At 34.1% G+C, this 24,550-nt stretch carries 21 protein-coding genes and 1 pseudogene; 17 read left to right on the top strand and 5 right to left on the bottom strand.

Annotation, left to right across the window (positions count from 1 at the left end; translation table 11 throughout):
- Positions 1–50: 50 nt before the first annotated feature.
- Positions 51–1,223 (top strand): AAA family ATPase, encoded by a 1,173-nt coding sequence (locus IPH52_13605; GenBank protein ID MBK7056062.1) that lies wholly within the window; start codon positions 51–53, stop codon positions 1,221–1,223.
- Between the two features lie 188 nt (positions 1,224–1,411).
- A complete protein-coding gene (locus tag IPH52_13600) occupies positions 1,412–2,062 on the top strand; it encodes a hypothetical protein (GenBank protein MBK7056061.1) in 651 nt (216 codons plus the stop codon).
- A 169-nt stretch (positions 2,063–2,231) separates the two neighbouring features.
- Here IPH52_13600 and IPH52_13595 read toward each other — a convergent pair whose 3' ends face one another.
- From IPH52_13595 to IPH52_13585, 3 genes are read right to left on the bottom strand one after another with little or no spacing between them, the layout of a single operon-like run.
- Entirely contained in the window at positions 2,232–2,756 is a 525-nt protein-coding gene (locus tag IPH52_13595) for a hypothetical protein (protein ID MBK7056060.1), read from the bottom strand.
- A 7-nt stretch (positions 2,757–2,763) separates the two neighbouring features.
- Entirely contained in the window at positions 2,764–3,165 is a 402-nt protein-coding gene (locus IPH52_13590) for a hypothetical protein (protein ID MBK7056059.1), read from the bottom strand.
- A complete protein-coding gene (locus tag IPH52_13585) occupies positions 3,162–3,734 on the bottom strand; it encodes a hypothetical protein (GenBank protein ID MBK7056058.1) in 573 nt (190 codons plus the stop codon). Before IPH52_13585 ends, IPH52_13590 begins: the two co-directional genes overlap by 4 nt.
- Positions 3,735–3,844: 110 nt before the next feature.
- Between IPH52_13585 and IPH52_13580 the strand changes: the two genes are divergently transcribed.
- Entirely contained in the window at positions 3,845–4,072 is a 228-nt protein-coding gene (locus tag IPH52_13580; protein ID MBK7056057.1) for a hypothetical protein, read from the top strand.
- An 82-nt stretch (positions 4,073–4,154) separates the two neighbouring features.
- Complete coding sequence (locus tag IPH52_13575; protein ID MBK7056056.1) at positions 4,155–4,988, top strand: hypothetical protein; 834 nt, start codon at positions 4,155–4,157, stop codon at positions 4,986–4,988.
- A 263-nt stretch (positions 4,989–5,251) separates the two neighbouring features.
- On the opposite strand, the pseudogene IPH52_13570 reads toward IPH52_13575, so the two are convergent.
- Positions 5,252–6,250, bottom strand: a pseudogene (locus IPH52_13570) (MFS transporter).
- Between the two features lie 212 nt (positions 6,251–6,462).
- Between IPH52_13570 and nspC the strand changes: the two are divergent.
- The 4 genes from nspC to IPH52_13550 all read left to right on the top strand — a co-directional run bounded on the left by nspC (position 6,463) and on the right by IPH52_13550 (position 11,785).
- Complete coding sequence (gene nspC / locus IPH52_13565; GenBank protein ID MBK7056055.1) at positions 6,463–7,575, top strand: carboxynorspermidine decarboxylase; 1,113 nt, start codon at positions 6,463–6,465, stop codon at positions 7,573–7,575.
- A 17-nt stretch (positions 7,576–7,592) separates the two neighbouring features.
- The gene (locus tag IPH52_13560) at positions 7,593–8,816 is read left to right on the top strand and encodes a saccharopine dehydrogenase family protein (protein ID MBK7056054.1); all 1,224 of its coding nucleotides are present in this window, start codon (positions 7,593–7,595) and stop codon (positions 8,814–8,816) included.
- Positions 8,817–8,889: 73 nt separating this feature from the next.
- Entirely contained in the window at positions 8,890–10,032 is a 1,143-nt protein-coding gene (locus IPH52_13555) for an alpha/beta fold hydrolase (protein MBK7056053.1), read from the top strand.
- Positions 10,033–10,261: 229 nt separating this feature from the next.
- Entirely contained in the window at positions 10,262–11,785 is a 1,524-nt protein-coding gene (locus tag IPH52_13550) for a hypothetical protein (protein ID MBK7056052.1), read from the top strand.
- 5 nt (positions 11,786–11,790) lie between these two features.
- Here IPH52_13550 and IPH52_13545 read toward each other — a convergent pair whose 3' ends face one another.
- The gene (locus IPH52_13545) at positions 11,791–12,561 is read right to left on the bottom strand and encodes a response regulator (GenBank protein ID MBK7056051.1); all 771 of its coding nucleotides are present in this window, start codon (positions 12,559–12,561) and stop codon (positions 11,791–11,793) included.
- Positions 12,562–12,855: 294 nt separating this feature from the next.
- Between IPH52_13545 and IPH52_13540 the strand changes: the two genes are divergently transcribed.
- The 9 genes from IPH52_13540 to IPH52_13500 all read left to right on the top strand — a co-directional run bounded on the left by IPH52_13540 (position 12,856) and on the right by IPH52_13500 (position 24,544).
- Positions 12,856–13,629 (top strand): hypothetical protein, encoded by a 774-nt coding sequence (locus IPH52_13540; GenBank protein ID MBK7056050.1) that lies wholly within the window; start codon positions 12,856–12,858, stop codon positions 13,627–13,629.
- A 232-nt stretch (positions 13,630–13,861) separates the two neighbouring features.
- Entirely contained in the window at positions 13,862–15,925 is a 2,064-nt protein-coding gene (locus IPH52_13535) for a HAMP domain-containing protein (protein ID MBK7056049.1), read from the top strand.
- A gap of 7 nt (positions 15,926–15,932) precedes the next feature.
- Positions 15,933–18,311 carry a HAMP domain-containing protein gene (locus IPH52_13530; protein MBK7056048.1) on the top strand — a complete coding sequence of 793 codons (2,379 nt, stop codon included), beginning with the start codon at positions 15,933–15,935 and terminating at the stop codon, positions 18,309–18,311.
- Positions 18,312–18,320: 9 nt separating this feature from the next.
- Entirely contained in the window at positions 18,321–18,632 is a 312-nt protein-coding gene (locus IPH52_13525; GenBank protein MBK7056047.1) for a hypothetical protein, read from the top strand.
- Positions 18,633–21,083 (top strand): chemotaxis protein CheA, encoded by a 2,451-nt coding sequence (locus IPH52_13520; protein MBK7056046.1) that lies wholly within the window; start codon positions 18,633–18,635, stop codon positions 21,081–21,083.
- Positions 21,080–21,514 carry a chemotaxis protein CheW gene (locus IPH52_13515; protein MBK7056045.1) on the top strand — a complete coding sequence of 145 codons (435 nt, stop codon included), beginning with the start codon at positions 21,080–21,082 and terminating at the stop codon, positions 21,512–21,514. Before IPH52_13520 ends, IPH52_13515 begins: the two co-directional genes overlap by 4 nt.
- Before the next feature lie 9 nt (positions 21,515–21,523).
- Positions 21,524–21,886, top strand: coding sequence for a response regulator (locus tag IPH52_13510; protein ID MBK7056044.1), 363 nt, complete (start codon positions 21,524–21,526; stop codon positions 21,884–21,886).
- A 3-nt stretch (positions 21,887–21,889) separates the two neighbouring features.
- Positions 21,890–23,134: a response regulator gene (locus tag IPH52_13505; protein ID MBK7056043.1), complete on the top strand. Its 1,245-nt coding sequence runs from the start codon at positions 21,890–21,892 to the stop codon at positions 23,132–23,134.
- Positions 23,135–23,170: 36 nt separating this feature from the next.
- A complete protein-coding gene (locus IPH52_13500; protein MBK7056042.1) occupies positions 23,171–24,544 on the top strand; it encodes a 1-acyl-sn-glycerol-3-phosphate acyltransferase in 1,374 nt (457 codons plus the stop codon).
- Positions 24,545–24,550: the final 6 nt, after the last annotated feature.

Here is a 24,550-nt window from a genome sequence, read left to right as displayed (position 1 = left end):
ATTTTATTTTTCTGATACAATCACTCTTTGAAACAATAAGGAGAGGCTAAATGCAATTTGTGATTGAAAATATAAAAAAGTTTAGAAAGAAGTTTTTGGAATTCCGGGAATTGAATAAAATAAAAAGGATTCATGCAGGAGGCAAGATATCTTCAACTCTCTTAGGTTTGTTTGAAGAGAGAGCGATGCGTAATGAATCTGTTCGGTTATACTATGGAATTTTTGGCATTTTACCAAGTCTTAAAGTTTTTACTACAGCAAATACATTAAAACTTATAGAGCATATAAATAAAAAAAATTCTGAGAGTATATTATTTATACATAAGAGGGAAGGATATAACGCGGAAAAAAGTCAATTCGAAGTTAGTCAAATGATTTATATTTTAAAAAATAATATCATTATAGAACTAACGTATTATACTTTTGATGCGAACGGCGATGATTATTTTAGTAAGGTTTATATTAATTATAATCAAAACAATGAAAACGAAGCGATGAAGATTACTACTGATTTGCTTCATTTTAAAGAGATTTATTCGAATAAGAACTTTATTTATCTTATCATTCCTGTAAGAGAAGGCCTAGATAAAAAATCAATTGAAATCAAAAAACCGAAAATGAAAATTCGAACACATTATAATGATGATCTAATTAGAATGCATTTGAATATTCTAAAAAAATTAAAAGCAGAAAGAGAGAGCGGCTTATTCCTATTTTACGGTCAACCTGGAACAGGCAAATCAACCTACATTCGTAGACTTATCCATTCTATAAAAAAGAATGTTATATTTATTAGTCCAAATATAGCAGGTAACTTGGATTTGCCTGTCTTCACAAAATTTCTAATCGACAATCCAAATTCAATCTTCGTAATAGAAGATGCTGAAAACCTAATTGTATCGCGAGATTCAGAAAATAATTCTGCTATCTCTATGATTCTAAATTTAACCGACGGACTTCTTGGAGAAGGTTTAGGTATTCAATTCATTTGCACGTTTAACACACATTTGTCACGAATCGACAGAGCACTACTGCGAAAAGGCAGATTGAAAGCTTTGTATGAGTTCGGGGCATTGACTGTGGATAAGTCTAATTATCTTCTCAAGAGTTTAAATTTAGAATATGAGACTAACAAGCCTATGACTCTTGCAGAGATTTATAATTTAAAAGAAGAGAAGTTTGATTTTGATGGGGAGAAGAGAGTGATTGGGTTTGCGGCGTGAAATTTTGCCGCTGAGGCACTAAGTTTATTTTCTTTAAATTAGTCTTGACAAAGATACTTTAAATAATTAGAAAGATCGGGCAAAATTTTTCCTTGTGAAATACTCGTTCAAATAATATAAGATGGAAATTATTTATAAAGTGAAAAGGAATTTGTGTAAAAATGATTTTAGGAGTAAAGGAGATATATATGAATATTGAAATATGCTTACACAGACAGTTAAAGGCAAATACAATTTATCCAAATTTTAAGAAGGATGAAAAGAATGATAAAACTGATCCATCTTGGGATGAATTATACTCGTATTTTCAAAACAATGAAAAACTTAGAAATGGGATTTATTTTTATCATTACGGTAATAGTGAAATACCATTCTATATAGGAAAGTCAACCGCAACGTCGTATAATATTCTCGGAAGAGTATGGCAGGAAATTGAGGATTATGCAAATGGTAAGTATTGGTTTCAAAAAGATGTAACGAAAGTGACTGATGCAAATTGTTTTATGTTAGAGGGTTTTAGTAAAGACAATTTTTGGGAACCGCCGATTTTTACAGGTGACAAATTATTTGTGGAACAAATTGGATTGTTTTTAAGTAATGTATGTATTTCATTTTCTTATATCACATCTCTCCCAGAGGATGATCCGGTAGAGTTAGTTCATTTTCTGGAAACTTATTTGCAGAAAAAAATGATAGAAAAATTAAAATTAAAAAAAGGTTGGATTGGGGATGCAGGCTCAAATTTTACAACCGCCCCTCCTGAAAAGTATAAAGATTCAAAATTGAAATTTATATATGAGGATATATCAATTAAGCTGGATGAAAAAAACTTTAAATAATTTTTTCAATCAATTTGAATATTTGATAGGATTCACTTCGTTGACGTTTACCCATCCCGATATTTTTTACTTCTTAAAAACAATAACGATTATCCCCTTTCCGTCTTGGAAAGGGAACTTCATTGTATAGACTATTGCAAGAAATACTAAGTCGGGGATAGGTAATTTTCTATTTCCCCGCAAATACCTTCACAGCGACTAACACTATTATAACCACAATAGGAATCGACATTGTCTTTAAAGCCACAGTTCGCATATCTCTATATTTGGATAGACGCAGACCTAGCGCATAACGGTTGAATAGCCAGAAGGATGCCGAAAAGCACATAACTGTAGCGAAGCAGATTAGAACGGTTACGCTATATAATTCCCAAAAGGAATTTTCTTTGTATCCATAAATATCTGTGAAATATTCGATTATAGAAAGAATAGATCCGAGGATAATGGGTAATCCGAAGGGAATGCCGAAGATAGCGAGTAAGTTTGCTTTTTTATCGTCTTTTATTTTTCCGATGTAAAGGAAAGAAAGAAATAGCAAACCAATAAAAGCGCCAATAGTAAATAGAACTTTAGAAAGAAGAGCATCTTGTGTTGTTGCAAGAATCATTTTTTTTATACCTCGTTTTTCTTGCAGTGTAGCATAATAGATTTTATTTATCGGAAAAAGATTTTCCGAATAGGAAATTAGTAGCATTCCGTGATTACATTTTTAGATTTTTCTTTCTATTTCGAATTAACAATTTATTGTAGAAATCATCAGCGAGTAGCTTAAAAATAATGGTAGTGCAGATTAAATCTTCTACTTCGCTATTCAGAATTTGAAATTCATTTTTTATTTTCTTTTGCAAATTAGATATGATATTGTTACTTGGAATGAATAATTGGCTGATTATAGACAGTGAACCGGGCGCTTCAAATTGTCGATTTATGAATAGGCAATTAATTTCCAATAGATAATCGCAGAGCAATTTACCGATTAAACTTTGAATTTCAGGATCATTTATAAGCCTTTCGGATTTTATAAAAAATTGTTCTTCTTCAAGGACGAAGTAAATTTCATCCATACTCATTGCGCTTAACTTTTCTTTATCAATTATAATCATAGCTCATCCTCTTTTGGATTGGAAATTTTAGTTTTGGAATAGTAACGTTCAAAAAAAGGAATCAAAGGAGAAAGTATTAAAATGGAAACATAATAAGTAAATAAGAATACGTAAAATAGCCTAAGCTTGAAATTAAACTTCGGAAAAATAAAATTAGCTCCCTTTTTATGATTATGCATTAAAAGAAAATCTAGAATATCTTTCAAAGAAGCAATTGCATGAATCATTTTAATGAGTAAACGTCTAAGTTTATTTTTGTCTTCTTCAGATAGTAGCATTTTACTATCAATATCTTGGTAAAGATAATACACTACAGTATTAAAACTAATGATCTGACTTAACTCAGCGCTCATGAGCATAGAAGCCCTGTCCTGAAATTGCTTGTTTTTGAATAAAGAATTTAACGCTAATAGAAAATTACAAAAAGATTTTCCTAAATAGTCTTGTAATAAAGGATGATTGAAAATCTTTTCATTTCTAGTAAAAATACTATCTGGCTTTTTAGAAAAACTTTGATGCTCTAAGAAAAAATAGAATAGGTTTAGATTATTTTTATAGTCATTTAACAATTCATTATCCTCATTTCTAACAATCTAACATGAACTATCTTCTTTTTCCGGAAAATGATTTTCCGAATATATTACCTCGCTTATGCTAGTCTATTTTGCAGGAGAATTCAATGAAGCCGAAAGAAATACTTGCCCTAAGCGAAGAAGAACTATTTCTAAAACTAAAAGAGAATGTGGAACGAAAAGTTTTACAGAAGTATTCTATTCTAACAGAAGAATTAAAAAAGCAAATAGAATTTGAATTTACAGAAATTAGGAAGACGGGACTCGGCAGAGAGATTTTATTATATTTTAGGAATTACAAAAATCGATCCAATTCATTGGGGGCTCATCCCTGAACAGATTTTTCAGTCAGATTATGGTAAAGACATTTTGTCTATTTGGATTAATTTTGGAAACTTTCGATTAATCAGAAAGTATTTGAATAAAAATTATTACGAACAAATTCAACTAGAGGCAGCTAGAATTGCTAAAGAAGTAAAATTTATAAAAGTAGGTATAAACCTTAATCCAAATTTGAATCTATATTATTTTAGAGAAGTAGATATAATCGCAGAGGCAGTAAAAATAATTTCTAGAAAGGAAGGCAGATACTTTGATTTGAAAAAGATTTCTCTAGAGGATAAAAATACGTATGCGCTATATCAAGACGGAAAAGTGGAAAATATAATTCTATTTCAAAGCAATGGAATGAGAGAATCTTTACATCGCTTAAAGCCAGAAACATTTACTCATCTTTATACTCTTCATTCCTTGTATCGTCCCAGTCAAATTAATTCAGGTATCTTGGATAAGTATATTCAAAACCGGTTAAATCTTAACGAAATCGAAAAAATTCATTCTGTATTTGATAAGCACACCAAAGAAACTTATGGGATCTTAGTCTTTCAAGAGCAAGTTACTGAAATCATTCATGAGCTAATAGGCATTAGTCTATACGATGCATCTCAATTTGTTAAGATTTTTAAAAGTAAAAATCCTGATAAATTAGAAGAGATAAAGTATACATTTCTAAAACTTGGAAATGAAAATGGAATATTAGGAAAAGATTTAATTTCTATTTGGGAAGTCTTAGAAAAACAAGCCGAGAATACTTACAGTAAGTCTCAAGCCATATCCCATTGCCTTATCAGCTACCAAATGGCTTTTATAAAAGCTCACTACCCGATTGAATTTACTACCGCAATTTGGAAAGTCGAAAATCATAAAGAGATTGTGAAAAAGCGATATGAGAAAATGAAAGCAAGGCATTGATTATCTTGTTTCACTGACTTACATATGTTATCCGTAGATTGCGAAAAAATAAAATGAAGGCGCGAAAGCGCTTTCGCCCCTTCATTTTATTTTTTAACGATTTATTCTAATTTTTCTAGTCACGATGGTTCTACAGGTTCACCATGACAACCGAATATTTCTATGTCACCCCTCATATTCCACCCGATACGGTATCTTTGCATCTGCTACCGCCAAGCGATATCGGGAATGACAAATTGTTGCAACCGAAGAATCGCAAACCATCACTCCCTCTCAATCTCCAACTTATGACTCTCAGGCAATAGAAAAGATCCAATCACAAAAGTAATCAGTGCAACTGATATTGGATAAATCAATCCCGCATAGATGTTGCCTGTAGCCGCTACTACGCTTGAAGCGATAAACGGTGTTAAGCCGCCGAAGACTCCGTTGCCGATATGATAGGGCAAAGACATAGAAGTATAGCGAATGCGAGTTGGAAAAATTTCTACTAGAAAAGCGGCTATTGGACCGTAGACCATTGTGACAAGTAAGACTTGCACGAATACGAATACGGTTAGCATAAATGGGTTGTTTACGAAGCGAGCCATGGCGGAGTATGGTGGAATATATAGAATAGCCGCTAGGATACAACCGGTCATGATGATTTTTTTACGACCAATTCTATCAGAGAGACTTCCGAAGAATATAAAGAAAGGAGTCGCAAGAGCGAGTGCTACGGCAACTACTGTGTAGGCGGTTGTGTATTCTACTTTTAGAATTTTTTCTAAGAAGCTTAACGCATAGAACTGTCCTGTATACCAAATCACTCCCTGTCCCGCAGTTGCTCCAAAGAGCGCGATTAATACTAGCTTGAGATTGGCTCGATTTCCAAAGCTTTCTTTAATGGGGTTAAGCGATGTTTTCCCCGATGATTTCATTTCGAGAAATAAAGGAGATTCTTCTAATCGGATACGTATATAATAGGAAATTAAAACTAAAAATGCGGAAAGTAAAAAAGGAATTCTCCAGCCCCAATCGTTGAAGTCAGAAGGAGAAAGAGTCGAGCGGGTTAATAGTATTACCCCGATGGAAACAAATAGACCAAGTGTTGCAGTCGTTTGGATGAAGCTTGTATAATAACCACGTTTTTCGTCTGGCGAATGCTCGGCGATATAAGTTGCGGCTCCTCCGTATTCACCTCCGAGTGCTAAGCCTTGCACAGCGGGTAAAACTAATACGATACATCATAGCCAGGAAATTCCTTACAGTGGTCCGCCCATTATAATTTATAAAAATTTCCAAAATCTACCACTCAATCATCGTTCCAAAGAGTTGCCAGTTTTTCTGCTTCTTTTTTGCTGTGTTTCATTTTTAACTCTCTCGTAAACTTACTGTAACTTTACAAAATCTTTTTTACGTAAGTAAAGTCAAACGAAATGCATAAGATGGATTGACAATTCTATTAGCATTTAACAAGAAGTAGAATAACGAAATGAACGAAACAAATATACAAACTCCTTACTACTTAATCGATGAATCAAAACTCTTAAAGAATTTAGAAAAAATTTCTATCCTGAGAGAGAGAACGGGAGCAAAGTCTGTGCTTGCTCTCAAATGTTTTTCTACCTGGTCAGTTTTTGATTTAATGAAAGAATACATGGACGGCACAACTTCGAGTTCTCTATATGAAGCCAAGCTCGGTGCAGAGAAATTTCAAAAAGAAGTCCACGCTTATAGTGTCGCTTGGTCGGAAGAGGAAATTTTAGAAGTAAAAGAATTTGCCACCAAGATTATTTTTAACTCTGTTTCTCAGCTAAAAAAATTTCTTCCGCATGTCCGAGAAATTCCAATTGGTTTAAGAATTAATCCCGGCGTAAGTCATTCTGATTTTGATCTGGCAAATCCTGCTCGTAAGTATTCAAGACTTGGCGCAACTGATAAAGAAGAAATCAATCAGGTCAGCAAGGAGCTAACAGGTGTTATGTTTCACTGCAATTGTGATAACGATAACTTTGAAAGCTTCGCAAAAATTCTAGATACCATAGCAGAGAATTACAGTGATTTGCTGCAAGGACTAGAATGGGTGAGTTTAGGTGGTGGAATTTATTTTACCAAAGAAGGATATCCTTTTGATAAATTTTGTGATAAACTTTCAGAATTTTCAAAGCGTTTTAATGTCCAGATTTACTTAGAGCCGGGTGAGACTGCCATTACTAAATCAGGATATTTTGTCACAAAAGTTCTAGACATAGTAAGAAACGAAATAGATATTGCGATAGTGGACGCTGCTGTAGAGACTCATATGCTAGATCTTTGTATCTATCATCTAGAGGCAAAGATGGATTTACCGGAAGTCGGAACTCATCAGTATATGGTCGCGGGTAGAACCTGTCTTGCAGGAGATATTTTTGGAACGTATTCGTTTCCAGAAAAGTTAGAAATTGGAAGCATTGTGACTTTTGCCGATGCCGCCGGCTATACGATGGTCAAGAAAAATTGGTTTAATGGAATCCAGATGCCATCGATTGCAGTGAAGCGTTTAAATGGTGAGATTGAACTAATTAAAAAATTTAGTTACCAAGATTTTGTAAATAGCCTTTCATAAATTATAGGAGAAAAAATTTGAAGAAAAATGTATTAATCATAGGAGCAGGCGGAGTTGCCAATGTTGCTGCCCACAAAGCGGCACAGAATAACGACGTGTTAGGCGATATCTGCATTGCTTCTCGTAAGCTTGAGAAGTGTGACAAGATAATCGAAGGTATCCACAAAAAAGGAAACCTAAAAGACAAATCTAAAAAACTCTATTCCAGACAAATCGACGCCTTTGATGTAGCGGCTACGGTCAAACTCATCAAAGAAACCAATTCCGAAATCGTAATGAATCTCGGAACTGCATTTGTAAATATGTCAGTTCTTGAAGCTTGCCTCGAAGCTGGTGTGACTTATATGGATACTGCAATCCACGAAGATCCAGACAAAGTTTGCGAAGATCCACCTTGGTATGCAAATTACGAATGGAAAAGAAAAGATCGTTGTAAAGAGCGCGGTATCAATGCAATTTTAGGAATTGGTTTTGATCCGGGTGTTGTCAACGCATGGGCAGCGTTAGCCGTTAAACATCATTTCGATAAAATCGACACCATCGACATATTAGATGTAAACGCTGGAAGTCATGGAAAATACTTTGCGACTAACTTTGACCCTGAGATTAATTTTAGAGAGTTCAGCAAAGTCTGGACATGGATAGATCGCAAATGGGTAGAAAAACCAATGCACTCCGAAAAATGGGTTTATGATTTTCCAGTTGTGGGCAAACAACCTATTTACCTCACCGGACATGACGAGCTTCATTCTCTTTCTAAAAACATAGATGCAAATAGCATAAGATTTTGGATGGGGTTTGGAGATCATTATTTGAATGTATTTAATGTTCTTAGAAATATTGGAATGCTTTCTGAAAAACCTGTTAAAACAGCGGAAGGATTAGAAGTAATCCCTCTCAAAGTTTTAAAAGCAGTTCTTCCTGATCCAGGCTCTCTCGCTCCGACATACACAGGTCACACTTGTATCGGTGATTTAGTCAAAGGAACCAAAGACGGCAAATACAAAGAAATCTTTATCTACAATACTTGCGACCATGCAGAGTGTTACAAAGAAGTAGAGTCACAAGGTATTTCTTACACTGCTGGCGTTCCACCAGTAGCCGCTGCTATGCTAGTTGCACAGGGAATTTGGAATCCACAGACGATGGTCAATGTAGAAGAGTTAGATCCAGATCCACTGATAGCTTTGTTGGATAAGATCGGTTTGCCGACGGTGATTGAAGATAGAACACCGAAATGATTTGAACTACGCTGCATAGTCCTTGCAGACTATGCAGGAAGATATGTCGCCCCTTTGGGGCTAAGGGGTTAAATTGAAATTTAAACTATTAAGCGGTATACTTTGTTTTACCGCTTTTTTCTTTTTGGGTTGTGAGGCTACTATGAATTCTAAACAGGTAAACAAAAAAACTATCGTTGTATTTATTCATGGAATCAAAGGCTCCCTTTTAGTCGATGAAAAGGATTCTACTGTTTGGTTGAATGGCTCTCAGGGACTAGGGTTAGATACGCCTAATCTATCTTTGCCGCTAACATGGCAGGGAGACAAACAGGACAAGGATTCTATCCGTCCTAAAGAAGTATTATCCGAAGTGAAGGTAATTCCATTTATCCTCGAAGAAAAAGTTTATAGCCCCTGGCTTTCTGCTGGAAGAAAAATCTACGGTGATAAGTTTTATCCATTTGCCTACGATTGGAGAAGAGACAATTTAGAAAATGTTTCTTCTTTTGAAGCTTTCTTAGAAAATATTCGCAGAGAAAATTCAGAGGCTAACATCACAGTAGTCGCTCACAGCATGGGTGGACTAATTACACTTGCACTTTTAAATAAACGTCCTGAGTTATTTCAAAAAGTAGTTTTTGTGGGAGTTCCTTTTTATGGTGGAATCGGATTTATGGAGGACTTACATACTGGAATTGCAAACGGATTAAATCAAAAAATACTTTCTCCAGAAGTCTTGTTTACAATGCCATCTGTCTATACTTTATTTCCAATTGAAACAAAAGAAAGAGTAGTGGTAGAAGACAATACTGGAAACCCAATTGAGGTTAATTTCTATTCTCCCGAAGATTGGAAAAAAAATAAATTTAGTTTGTTTGCTAAAGAATCTGATCCTAACGAGAAGAACTTTACTTTTTTAACCAGGGCATTGAATAAAGCAAAACAATTTAAAGAGCAGATAAAGGCAGCTAATATAAAGTATCCGCCTATTCTTGTAGTGACCGGCAAAGCACATCAGACTCTCTCTAAAATTCAAAAGAACGGCAAACAAAGTGTAAACGGATGGGACTTTCTAAGTCTACCACGCGAACCAGGCGATGGCCGTGTTCTAGAGAAAAATTCATTTCCTCCCAAAGGAATTTCCTATGATACTTTTTATTCTACCTGGACTCATTCGGCACTGTTAAACGATCCTGCGGTAGTTGAAAGAGTAAAGAATTTTGTAGAGAAGTAGTATTTTCAGCTTGACTATTAATTTGAATCTTTAAATTCTTAGAACGAATCTTAATAAAAATGTTGGTATTTTACAAGTTAGCCATGGTAATTTTTTCAAATCCATGACTTTATAGTTTGAATCGCTATTCGACACATTCGGTAGATGCAATACAGAAAGTTTAGAGCGACGTTTACCTACAAATCTAAAGATATGTAATTGCGACCAGAAAAAGGAGAATCTAAACTCTATGTCCTTTAATAATTTAACGAGTTTTCTGCTAAAAAATTATGAAGATTTAAATCCAGTTTTGAGAGATAAAATAGTCTATTTCTCCATCCTAAACATCTTCGTGATTTTTTTTCTGAGTATAACGTTTACGATTCAAGTCATCTTTGGATTCGTAAACTACAATCAAATTCCGCCTATCGTATTTTCAGTCTTCAGTTTAATACTAACACTCGTTGGATTCTACAAAGTTGCCAGTCATTTATTCATTCTTAGCATTTCCGGTTTTCTAATTTTCATTTTACAAAGCAATATAACACCCGCACACTTTCCAACAGTTTCTGCGTTTTTCCCTTTGGTGATTCTTGCTTCTATTTTTTTTACCTCCGGTAAGATTGCTTTTTTAAACTTAGTTTTATTCACAATTGGAGAAATCTATGTTTATTACACTGCTAAACAAATGGGTCCGATATATCGCATATCGATTCTTACAGATTCAATTTCTTCTATTTGGCTAACACTGATTATCGCCTTGATTTTTTTTCACTCTATCCAGAAGGCTATTAAAAACTTTCGTGATGAGTCCGCTAAAAGTCTCAAGCAATATGAAGATATAAAACTTTTAGTTCAAAACTTGGAGTCATCCGGCAACTCACTGCTAAACACATCGGAAATTGTTTTGCAATCAGCTTCCGAGCTTTCAAATAGTTCTAGAGAACTTGTAAGTTCCAGTGCTCTAATGGATAGTTCTATTGCAATTGCAAATACATCTGCTTCTACTTCTGTAAACTTTTCCAATGAACAATCCTCTTCTATTCATAATATGAAAGAAATTATGAATGCACTTTCTGAAACGATACAAGAACAAAAGTCAAAAGTAGAAAGTGTTTCTGGAATTATTAAAACCTTATCCGGCAAAGGAAACGAAGGAGCACAAAAGCTTTCCAACCTCAGTGTAAATTTTGAAAGAATTATTCAGAGTTCTAAGCAGATCAATGGAATCACGGCTATGATTAAAAGTATAGCTGTTCAAACAAATCTTTTGAGTTTGAATGCAGCTATTGAAGCAGCGAGAGCAGGTGATGCAGGTAGAGGTTTCGCCGTAGTAGCCAATGAAGTTTTTAAATTGGCAGAGGAGACTACAAAGAGTATTAAGAATATTGACTCATTGACATTAGCCAATAATCAGGAAATTGAGGATGTTGCCAAGAGCCTACAATCTTCAGTAAAAGTAATTCAAAGTGTTTTTACTGATATTCTGTCTCTTCAAAATACAATTCTCTCTATCAGCTTGCACATCGAAAACGAAATTAAAACAAACGCAGAAGTAAATCGAGAAGCGGATAAAGTCAAATCCATCTCTAAGAAAGTATCGACATTGATTGGTGAAGTAAAGCAAAATATCGACATTATTGCGGATAACGTCCAAAATGTAAACAGGCAAGCAGAGAAAACACGAAGTGGCTCCGAAAATCTAAACTCTACTTCTAATAAATTGAATCAATTAGCTCAAAAAATTGATACGGAAATCGATAGAATTAAATAATTTTATCAATTCTTTGTAACTTTACTCAGCTCAGAAATATTTCTAGCAATTCCTATGATTCGATATATATCTCCTTTCTTATTTTTAACTGGAATGAGTTGGGTATAAAAATCCTGTCCATAAACAGATTCCTGATAAGAAATTGCCTTTCCTTCCTTAAGGCAGCGATCGTAATTAGATTTGACTTTCGTAAATAAATCAGTAGGCAAAAAATCTTCTAGCAATTTATTTTGTATAGTCTCAAGCTTACCGACTAACGTTTCTTCTTCATAATTTATATCAATAAGCTTATATCGCTTTTCCTCTGTTATTTCTAGGATAAAAATATTATCCAAAGTATTGTCATATACTTGTTTAAATTTTTCTTCACTCTCTGAAAGTTTTTGATGAGCGTCAAAAAGTTTGAATGCCATTTTAATAGAAGCATCTAAGACAGTTATATGGGAACTTTTTACAACATAACCATAAGAAGTTATTTTTTCAGTCTTTTCAACAATCTCTGGCTCGGTGTGACTAGATAAGAATACAATTGGTATATCATGATTAAATAAGATTATTTGTGCTGTTTCTGTTCCATCGAGGTAGCCTTCACCAAGATCGATGTCCATGAGGATAAGATCAATATGGCTCGATTTTTCAATTGTATCAATGGCTTCTTGTCCAGAACTTGCCACTATGATTTGATACCCATACTTTTGTAGAGAATTTACTTGAAGAGCTTGAATTATTGGATCGTCTTCCACTAAAAGTAATGCTTTGTTATTGAATGGTCTCATTTAATTTTCCAGTATACTTCATGAAAATTAAATAAAGCAGAATGGGTTGTCTTTAGGTCTATATAAAACATCTAATTCTCTTTCAAAGTTATGTATAATCCTACCTTTGCTTTAAATATTGGAAAATCAAGGTTTTTTTCTTAGGCTAATCAATTATTGAAACTTGTTTGGCTAATGGATATTATTTACACCATACTGTTCTATTGAAGTAAAATGAAAATTTCCTCAAAAAAACATTGATTAAGCTCCTATATATTCTCTAGTCTAGAAATTCTTAGAATACTGATTATGACTATGACTAAAATTAATTCAATCCAACCACCCCTTCATTTTATTGAGCCTGCATTTGATTTAAAGGCATATTACTTTGCTAAGTATATTCATCCTTTTAAAATAAAATTTACAACGCCGATTCGGAAAATAGAATTTTCTAATATTGAAATATTGGCTGATTTATATCATAAATTTGCAAATAATAAAGTGAGGCTAATGATAGCTTTCCGCCACCCGAATGCAGATGACCCCCTTTGCCTGATTCATATTTTCTCTAAATTGCTTCCTGATTTTTTTAAAAAGAATAATACCAAGATAGATGACATAACGCATTTTCATTTTGTTTGGGATAGAGGAATACCTCTCTGGGCAGGAGAGTTCACAAGCAAACTGTATTCTAGACTTGGAGGAACACCCATTCACCGAGGCAAGGTAGACTGGAAAGGATTAAATTCAATTCGAAATCTATTTGCTAACGGCAGATTCCCATTAGCCATAGCGCCAGAAGGAGCAACGAACGGTCACAATGAAATCATTGGTCCGCTCGAGCCAGGCATTGGACAAATGGGACTCTGGTGTTTAGACGACTTAGAGAAACAAGATAGAAAGGAAGATGTCTATATTTTGCCTTTAGGAATTCAGTATTCCTATATAGAAGAAGATTGGAATCGCTTGGAGACTCTTCTCGATTCCTTTATTCAGGATTTGAGCGCAAAAGATGTATTAATCCCATTCGGTCTTACGGATGGAATGAATCCAACTCTGGGCATCTTTCTACATTTATCTGAATCATAACATATAAATTTGTATACAAGCATTAATGAGGCTACTCTATTAGAAAATCTAGGCATAAATGGCTTGCATTTTTAAGTTACATTTTTTTAATGAAGTTGAATTAGAATCTAGTTCATAGAAATTGAAAAAGACAAATGCCTAAAAAGAAATAATCCGATTTTTCATGCGAAAGAGCGTTTAACTTGGAATTCACTTACTTGGTTCTGGTTTTACACAGTCTCAGGAGAAGGCTATGACGATAAAAAATAAACTCTATCTGCTTTTCGTAATCCAAACAGTCACTGTTACCGTAATACTATTCTTTGGATTATTTGGCATCCAAGCAGGAAATCAAAAACTTCAGGATTTTTATTTCAAAAAGCTATCACCGGTAATTCATATTTCTGAAATAAACAAGTATCTTCTTGAGACATTGTTTCAAATATCCATGTCAGTGCAACACGATCCGAGCTTACCCCTCTCTAGACTTCACGATCACTCTGTAAGCAGTCATTTAGAAAAAATAGAAAAGAACCTGAACCATATTCAAGAAACTTTTTCTAAAATCGCTATCAATGAAAGTAATTCTGAAAATGAAGAAGCTACAATAAAACAAATTCATCATTTATATAAAGAATCCCTACTTCCAGAGTTTACCAAGTTCAATGGATTAATTAAGAGTAACCAATATTTACAAGCGGACGTTTTACTGATTAATGAAATACGTAAAGCGCATAACGAACTAGATAAGCAAATTAATACTCTGATAGACTTACAGGATAAAGGAAGCCGTCTTATCTATGAAAAGTCAGAAGCAGATTATTCTAAAACAAGATTAATATTAATATCTGTATCACTTTTGATTCTTACTTTGATTCTACTGTATAGTTATTCCCTGATTAAATACTTAACTTCCAAATTAAATCAGCTTACAGATTCTTCAAATAATATAGCCCAAGGAAACATGGATGTAAGAATAGAGACAACTTCTAAGGATGAAATTGGAGAAGTTGCCAATGCTTTCGTAAGAATGACTAGTAATATGAAACGACTTATCTCGGATATGAACAATATGTCAAACAGACATGATGCTGGTGAAACTGATATAAGAATGGATGAAGAAAAATTTGCCGGTGATTATCGGAAGATGGCGGATGGCGTGAATGCTATGGTATCTGGACATATAGTAGTCATGGAAAAAGTTCTGTCGAGTGTTTCTGAATTTGGGCAAGGAAACTTTGATGTGAAGTTAGAAAAATTCCCAGGCAAAAGAGAATTTATAAATGAGACCATTGAAACAGTTCGTTCGAACTTAAAATTTGTCATTACTGATATGAATGTGTTGTGTCAGGCTGCAACAGAAGGAAAATTATCAACTAGAGTAGATGCATTAAACCATAAAGGAGATTTTAGTAAAATTGTAAAAGGTGTAAATGATATACTAGATACGATAGTCACTCCGATACAAGAAGTGATTGATGTAATGACGGAAGTTTCCAAAGGCAATTTAACAGTTAATGTCAAGGGAAACTATAAAGGTGAATTACTTGTTTTAAAGAATTGTCTAAACCTTACCATTCAAGCGATTACTAGTATCTTAGTTGATCTTGCAAACGCTTCCGAAGAGGTAAACAGCAGTTCTCTGCAAATTACTGACGCTGCAAATAGTCTCAGCTCTGGCGCTAGTGAGCAGGCAGCTAGTGCAGAACAGACCTCAGCAGCCGTCGAAGAATTGACTGCGACAATTATTCAAAATACAGAAAATGCAAAACTTACAGAAAGTATTGCCATGCAGACTTCCTTCAAAGCAGTAGAAGGCGGAAAGACAATGGGCGATACGTTAAGCGCAATGAAATCCATTGCGGAAAAGATTAAAGTAATAGAGGAAATCGCGTCCCAAACAAATCTGTTGGCGGTTAACGCATCTATTGAAGCTGCGCGTGCAGGCGAGCATGGACTTGGTTTTTCTGTCGTTGCCTCTGAAGTTCGAAAATTAGCAGAGGGAAGCAAAGTAGCCGCAAAAGATATTCAGGAGCTTGCTAAAAATAGTCTGATTGTCGCAGAGAATGCAGAGCAATTGATTAAAGGAATTGTCCCTGATACAAAGAAAACCTCTGATCTTTTACAAGAAATAGCTGCTGCATCCGAGGAACAGCGAACCGGTATGCAACAAATCAATTCCGCAATGGGACAATTGAGTGTAGTTACTCAATCAAATGCGGGTGCGGCAGAGGAGATGGCTGCAACCTCAGAAATTTTGAAAAACAATTCAGACAAATTGAAAAAAACTATTTCTTATTTTAAACTACAAGGATAACACTCTTATGATAAAAAAGTATTTTAATAAATCAATTCGGAATAAAATTTATTCTATCGTTGTCATGATGTCAGTTATAACATTATTCATGGTCATGATTGCAAATTATGCCAGTTCCACTCTTAATATGGTTACTTCCTTTTCGAGACTGGAAAGATCTCATTCTGTATCTTTGAGTGATGCGAAAGTAAATCTATACAAATACTTTTTATTAAATGATCCATCTTACTTTAATGATTACAAAAAATATATTTCAAAAGCTCATTCCTACTCACATATTTTCGGAATGCTCCCAGAACTTCTAAAAACCAAACGATATGAAGATGCTGTCTCCATTTTCGATGACGTTCTTCTCGAAATAGACAGAAATGAATCAGATATAATACTTACTCGGACAAATTTGTTACTATGGCATCCAATTGTAAAAAAGTTGATTCAAATAGCGGCTGATACGGATAAGATCACAGGGGAATATGAATCCAAAGTAGAAAGTATTATCAACAGTAAAAGTAAGTATGAAAAGACAATTTTACTTTTAGAACTAAAAGAAATTGAAAATAGACTAGAATATCTACCATTGCAATTCTCTGATGCAGTGGGCGAATTAGCAATTTTTGCGGCTACTGCTGTGTCTATTGCATTATGGGTTGTGTATTTATTACTTGCAAGCATCAGCATGTATATCGCGTTATTGGCAATTAGATCCATTACGATTCCATTGAAAAATTTAACTGAGAATTTTAAAAATTTGGCTAATGGAATTTTCAATGTCAAATTCCAAACTGATAGCGAGGATGAGATCGGCTATTTATCATTATCTGCCAATGATTTAAAAATGGCATTACAACTCATGTCTGAGGACACAAGTTCTCTAATTCAATCAGCAGTGGCGGGAAAACTTGCTGTAAGAGCAGATGCATCTAGACATGAGGGAGATTTTAAGAAAATCGTAGAAGGATTCAATCAAACTTTAGATTCAGTTATAAATCCTTTAAACGTTGCAGCTGACTATGTTGATAAAATCTCTCGTGGACAGTTGCCCACAAAAATTTCTGATACATACAATGGTGATTTTAACACTATCAAAAATAATCTTAATCTTTGCATAGATAATCTAAATGGGTTTATTGAGGAAATGAATTTACTCGTATCAGAGCATCTCAGAGGTGAAATAAATTCCAGAATTGATATAAGTAAATTTGATGGGGCTTATAGAAAGATGGCGCAAAGTGTAAATGAACTGATAGGCTCCGAGGTGGAAGAAAAGAAAAAAATAGTAGAAGTCATTGGAGAGTATGGAAAAGGAAACTTTACAATAGAAATGACCAAGCTTCCAGGTAAGAAAATATTTATTAACGAGAATCTGGATCTAGTTAAGAAAAACATGGAAACTTTAAGTAAAGAAATCCATCTTATCATAGAAGCTACTCTGATTGGAAATCTTTCTCTAAGAGGAAATCCGTCAAAGTTTGAACATGCATACTACAGCAATATTGTGAATGGTATAAATCGTATGCTCGATACGATTGTAATTCCAATTCAGGAAGTAATTGAAGTTATGACCGAGGTATCCAAGGGAAATTTAACTACTAATATAAATGGCGACTATAAAGGGGAATTACTCATATTGAAGAAATCACTGAACGCTACGATTCAGTCTATTTATAATATTGTAACAGAGCTTGTGAGAGCAGCGGAGGAAGTAAATAGTAGCTCTCTTCAGATTACCGATGCAGCAAATAGTTTTAGTTCCGGTGCAAGTGAACAAGCAGCGAGTGTAGAAGAATCCTCTGCCGCCATAGAGGAATTAACTGCTACGATTGTCCAAAATTCTCAGAATGCGAAGTTGACAGAAACGATTGCAATCCAATCTTCCGCCAAGGCAGCTGAGGGTGGTAAGACAATGAGTGATACGTTAAGCGCAATGAAATCAATTGCGGAGAAGATTAAAGTAATAGAGGAAATCGCGTCCCAAACAAATCTGTTGGCGGTTAACGCATCTATTGAAGCTGCACGCGCCGGAGAACATGGACTTGGTTTTTCTGTCGTCGCAACGGAAGTCCGAAAATTAGCAGAGGGAAGCAAAGTAGCCGCAAAAGATATTCAGGAGCTTGCTAAAAATAGTTTGATCGTCGCCGAACATGCAGAGCAATTGATTAAAGGAATTATTCCTGATACAAAGAAAACCTCTGATCTTTTACAAGAAATAGCTGCTGCATCCGAGGAACAGCGAACCGGTATGCAACAAATCAATTCCGCAATGGGACAATTGAGCGTAGTCACTCAATCAAATGCAGGTGCGGCTGAGGAAATGGCTGCAACCTCAGAAATTTTGAAAAACAATTCAGACAAATTAAAAAAGACGATTTCTTATTTTAAAGTGTAAGGAAAAAGAATGAATATTTTTAAGAAGCCAGATAAAAACATTGTAACTTTGTATTTAGAAGAGAAAGATTTTCAATCGCCTTATAACTCTTTGAGACAAAGCTTAATAGATATATTATCGGAAATAGAAGGTAAAGAGGTTAAATTCAAAATGAATGAAATTAAGGACATTCATTTACAGGCATTACATATTTTACTTAGCTTTTTTAAGAGTGCCAGTTTACAAAATTCGCATATAGTTTTGGAAGCAGAATCCGCTGTGATAGATGGAATTTTACAAATTGGGATTGGTGGATTAGGTCATTCTTTTGAGATGCGTTAAATGAAACTAAATATAGATAGATTAATAAATACGTTCTTGTCAGAGGCGAAAGACATTATCGAAAAAGCAGAAGTCGCTATTCTGAATTTAGAAAAAGGAGAAAATTCTGAATATGTGAATGCTATATTCAGATATATACATACAATAAAGGGAAATTCTGGAATGCTTGAGCTTACGAACATCACTGCGTTAGCTCATAGTATGGAAAATCTTTTAGGGATGCTGCGGAATAATGAAATTAAACTCTCTAAAGAGATGATAGATACTTTATTAGAGGGTGTAGACTTCATTAAAAATATGTTAGATGATATTCAGAACCAAGCTTCCTTTCATATTGAAAAAGTTCTTTCTTCCATTAATTCAATGATTCAAATTGAGTCTTATGAAAAAAAAGACATCGCATTAAAAAAAGAAGAAATGAATAATATTACTCTTCCAGATGGACATAGTCCAAATGATTATAAAAAATTGGCAGAAGAAAAGAATTCCTATTTAAGTCTTGTGAGTATAGATTTAAATCAACAGAAAATAGAAAATCTTTCCGAATTAGTTTCCATTATAGAAAATATATCTCAGAATATCTTAGTAAAAGGAGTTGATGAAACAAAAATAGAACCTGTAGAAAAAGACAATTTAGCCACATTCCCATATATAATTTTATTGCTAACTGATATTCCGGTCAATGAGTTTTTGGGGAAATTCAATATTATCCCCACTAAAATACAAGTTATTCATGCACCTATACAAGAAAAAGAAACGGGTTCCAATACCGTGACACGGAATAAAGACAAAGACCTCGTATTAAATACACCGAATAAAGGTGATCAATATATAAAAGTGGATATTAAATTATTAGATGACCTGATTAACTTGGTGGGGGAAACAATCATTACCCGAAATCAGTTATTACAAAGGGTATCTCTTTTAAATGATCCAGAGAGCAATGAAAGTCTATCCCAAATGAGCCAATTCATTACTAGGTTGCATGAAAAAATCATTCACACAAGGTTACAGGAATTGGATGTAGTCTACCAAAGAATAGCAAGAATCGTAAGAGATACTTCCAAAGCATTGGGCAAAAAAGTGGAACTACAACTCGATGGGGGCGAAGTAGAATTAGACAAGACAGTGATTGACGTTATTTCCGAATGTATCATTCATATGGTTAGGAATTCGATAGACCATGGAATTGAATCTCCAGAAGAACGAAAGGCTTCCGATAAAAATCCTATCGGCAAAATAAAATTAACCGCATCTCTACAAACAGGGAATATTCATATTACCCTCGAAGATGATGGTAAGGGGCTTGATTCGGAAAAACTAAAAAAAGCAGCCATAGCAAAAGGTTTTCTGACGGAACAGGAACTCTCACGAATGAGCCAAAGTGAAATCTACGATTTGATTTTTCAACCTGGTTTTTCTACGGCGGCAGAGGTTACTGAAACATCGGGGCGCGGAGTTGGAATGGACGCGGTTCGCACCAGTCTTAGAAAGATAGGCGGAAATTTACATTTATGCAGCAAGTTAAAAGAAGGAACATCTATCTCAATCATTATTCCTCAAACGGTTACAGTTGTTTCCTGTTTATTAATTACAGTGTCAAATATCAGGTATGCGGTGTTCCAAAAGAATATTTTAGAATTAATTAAATTTGAACCATTGCTTTATTCAGTTGTAAATGGTCATAAGATGTATAGACTAAGAGAAAAGCTAATACCTCTTATCCACTTGGGAAATTTATTTTATCCAGAAGAGAAAAATGAAACAGACCCAGCACATATTGTTATCGTTAAATCTGAATCATTTCACTATGGAATTTTATTTGATCAAATGCTAGGAACAGAAGAGATTGTTGTTAAGCCTCTAGGCGAACACTTTGCAGACCTAAAGATATTTTCAGGGGCTACAATTATGGGAAACGGGGAAACCGTTCTAATTTTAGATATATCTGGAATTGCCGAATTCTCCAAGTTAGCCTCAATAGAGAATAGAATTGAAAAAGAAATATTGGCTAAGGGAATTAGTAAAAAAGAAACTGGATACATTCTTTTTGAAAAGTCTAGTCAAAGATTTGCAATTTCTTCTTCCTCTGTTATATGTATCGAAAAAATCAGTTTCTCTAAAATTGAAACACTATTTACGACGAAGACAATGCAATACAAAGATGATATTATTTCGATCGTTCAATTGGAGGATTTTTATCAAATCCCAAAAGAAGACTTTGAAAAGGATTCTTATTGCATTATCATAAACGTGAACGGAAAAATAACTGGAATTTTAATTCACGATATTATAAATATAGTGGAATCCATTACCATACTCAAAACGAATCATTTAAGTGGACCAGGAATTATTGGGCAAGCAATTATTGATGGACATTCTACTATTGTGTTAGATATATTAGAATTGTTCAAATCCGAAGTTCCTTTATTAGAAGAAGTGACAATATGACTAAATCAGATAAAATTCAACTATTGACATGGAGATTAGGCGATCAATTGTTCGGCGCTGAAATTGAGTATTGTCTTGAAGTGCAAAAAGATTTAACTATCTTAAAAGTCCCTCATAGCAAAGATTATATTTCTGGTATAACTAACTTGCGCGGTGATGTCGTTACAGTAATAAATCTGAATTTTATTTTAGGACAAAAAAAGAGTATAACGAGTAGTAAACCTATTATTATAAGATTCAAATACAACAATAAACAATTAGCCATTGAAGCAGATTCCATATCAGAAGTTCTTGAAATACCGGTAGATAAATTAGAATCGGCCAATATTCACTTAACTGAAAGTGAACTAGTTTATATCTCAAAAGTATTCTATACTGAATATGGAATTATACTTGTATTAAATATTAAAGAACTTTTTGTAATTCATTAAGAGGAGTTAATCATGTCTGTAACGATATTAATTGTAGATGATTCTGAATACATGAGAGATATTATTTCCCAGACTTTAGAGGTGAAAGATTATACTGTATTACAAGCCTATAACGGCAAAGAAGGATTAGATGTGTTTAAAAGCAATACACTGGATTTAATCATAACGGATATTAATATGCCTGAAATGGATGGAATAACTTTTATAAAGGAAATTAGAAAAATAAATTCATCTCTGCCAGTTATTGTATTAACGACAGAATCAGTTGACTCAAAAAAGCAAGATGCAATGGGAGCTGGTGCGAATGGATGGGTCGTTAAGCCATTTAGTCCAGTAAATTTTTTAGCAATGATTGAAGATGTGCTTAATTAGAAAATGAGTATAGAAGATGAAATGGACATTTTAATTATTGATGAGGATCAAGCCGTCTTATTTGAATTAAAAACTTTTTTTACATCTAAAGGCTACTCAGTAATTACCGCTTCCCTATTTTCAAGGGGGTTGGAATACATTATATTACACAATCCTAAAGTAGTTATCACGGAAATTATAAAAAATGGAAGTCAAGAAGGCATTGAAGTTTTAAGAACACTGAGAAGAATAAAATCAGGCTCCGTCTTCATTATTTTAACCAATAAAACACAAACTGATCCCAGTTATATAAAAAGCCTCGGACTAATTTTTGAGTATATCAAAAAACCAGCTCCACTCATACATTTATTAGAAACAATTCAAAAGGCAATTCAATTCAACAAAGAATTGACGGAATCATTTCATTCACTGACTAAAGATGAAACCTTTTTGAAAGACCAACTAGAATGGCTGCTTTGGAAAGAACAAAGAAATGCAAATTCAAAAAATTTATTTGGTAAGGTCATCATTGAAACAATCGTTCATTCCATTTTTCAAGGAATGGGAGTTGGAGGAATCGTATCCCTCATAGAACTCATTGAAATGAGTAAAAAAGATGAAGGGGATTACACTAAAATAAAAACCAAACAGTTAAATTCCTTAATTAAAAATGTAGAACCAATCAAGGTAATAAAAGAGAAGTTAGATAATGTAGTCAGAATTTTTGATCTTCAATTTGAGAAAGAAATGATTGATGGAAATGGAATGAATAGAATAATTCATGAATCCGTTTTATCTGTAGAACCGTTGAGGATCATTAAAGACCATAAAATTAAAATTGCACCCATAGAAATTAAATCTAAAGTAGTGGGTAATGCTGATTTGCTTTCCATGGCAATAAGAGAATTACTGACAAATGCGTTCAAGTATTCGTCTGAGAAAACGGAAGTGCATATATCTTGCTTTAAACATGATGATGGGGTTTCTTTTATTATTATGAATTCTATTTTACCAGTTCAAAATGGAATTACAGGTATTCCTCCCGAATTGGAATATGAAATATTTGAACCTTTTTTTAAAATCAATCATAATTATGATGAACGATTTTACAGAGAAGAAATTGGCTTTGGTATCGGTCTTTCAGTTATCAAACACAGCATTACGAAAATTGGTGGAGATATTCATCTAAGAGAAATAATGGATCATGTCACCAGCGCAACACCGACTAAGAAAATTTTAGCAGAACTAATTCTACCTTACCATAAGTAGGTTTCTAAAAAAGTATATTTCGTAGTAAGTAAGAATATGACTAAAATTAATTCAATCCAACCACCGCTTCATTTTATTGATCCAGCGTTTGATTTAAAGGCATATTACTTTGCTAAGTATATTCATCCTTTTAAAATAAAATTTACAACGCCGATTCGGAAAATAGAATTTTCTAATATTGAAATATTGGCTGATTTATATCATAAATTTGCAAATAATAAAGTGAGGCTAATGATAGCTTTCCGCCACCCGAATGCAGATGACCCCCTTTGCCTGATTCATATTTTCTCTAAATTGCTTCCTGATTTTTTTAAAAAGAATAATACCAAGATAGATGACATAACGCATTTTCATTTTGTTTGGGATAGAGGAATACCTCTCTGGGCAGGAGAGTTCACAAGCAAACTGTATTCTAGACTTGGAGGAACACCCATTCACCGAGGCAAGGTAGACTGGAAAGGATTAAATTCAATTCGAAATCTATTTGCTAACGGCAGATTCCCATTAGCCATAGCGCCAGAAGGAGCAACGAACGGTCACAATGAAATCATTGGTCCGCTCGAGCCAGGCATTGGACAAATGGGACTCTGGTGTTTAGACGACTTAGAGAAACAAGATAGAAAGGAAGATGTCTATATTTTGCCTTTAGGAATTCAGTATTCCTATATAGAAGAAGATTGGAATCGCTTGGAGACTCTTCTCGATTCCTTTATTCAGGATTTGAGCGCAAAAGATGTATTAGTCCCATTCGGTCTTACAGAAGGAATGAATTCCATTCAGGCACGTCTTTATGAAAAGTTATACAAATCAGCCCTGAGCTTACTTAGCACAATTGAAGATTATTACAAAGGGCATTACGGACGTTTGCCAAAGAAGGAAGAATCAACTGACTTACCAGAAAGATTGCATACTTTGCTAGATAATATTCTTTCTGTTCCAGAGAACTTTTTTCAAGTCACTCCCCGCGGAAATATCATTGATCGCTGTCGAAAATTGGAGCAGGCTAGTTGGAATTGGATTTATCGAGAAGACATTTCAGATAGTATTTCATTGATTCAAAAACATCTATTGGACAGAATGGCTAGACAATCAAAGGAAATGGATTGGCATATGCGGCTTGTGGAAAGTTTTGTTTCTATTACCGGGACATATATTAAAGAAAAACCTAGCTTTGAGCGGTTTACAGAGATTAGCTACTTACTCTTCGATACCATTTCTAAAATTAAAACTGGAAGTGGACAAAAAAGACCTGATCTTGGAAAATATAAAGTAAGGATAACGGCAGGTAACCCGATTTTAGTAAATGAGTATCATGCCATTCATAAAACCGGAAAACGCGGAACAAAAGAAGCAGTAGATAAAATTGGTGAAGAACTATTTAGAAGAATGAATGAGCTGATTGGGAAATAATGAATT

This window comes from Leptospiraceae bacterium (genome assembly GCA_016708435.1).
GTDB lineage: Bacteria > Spirochaetota > Leptospiria > Leptospirales > Leptospiraceae > UBA2033.
This window is presented reverse-complemented; position numbering and strand designations above follow the sequence as displayed.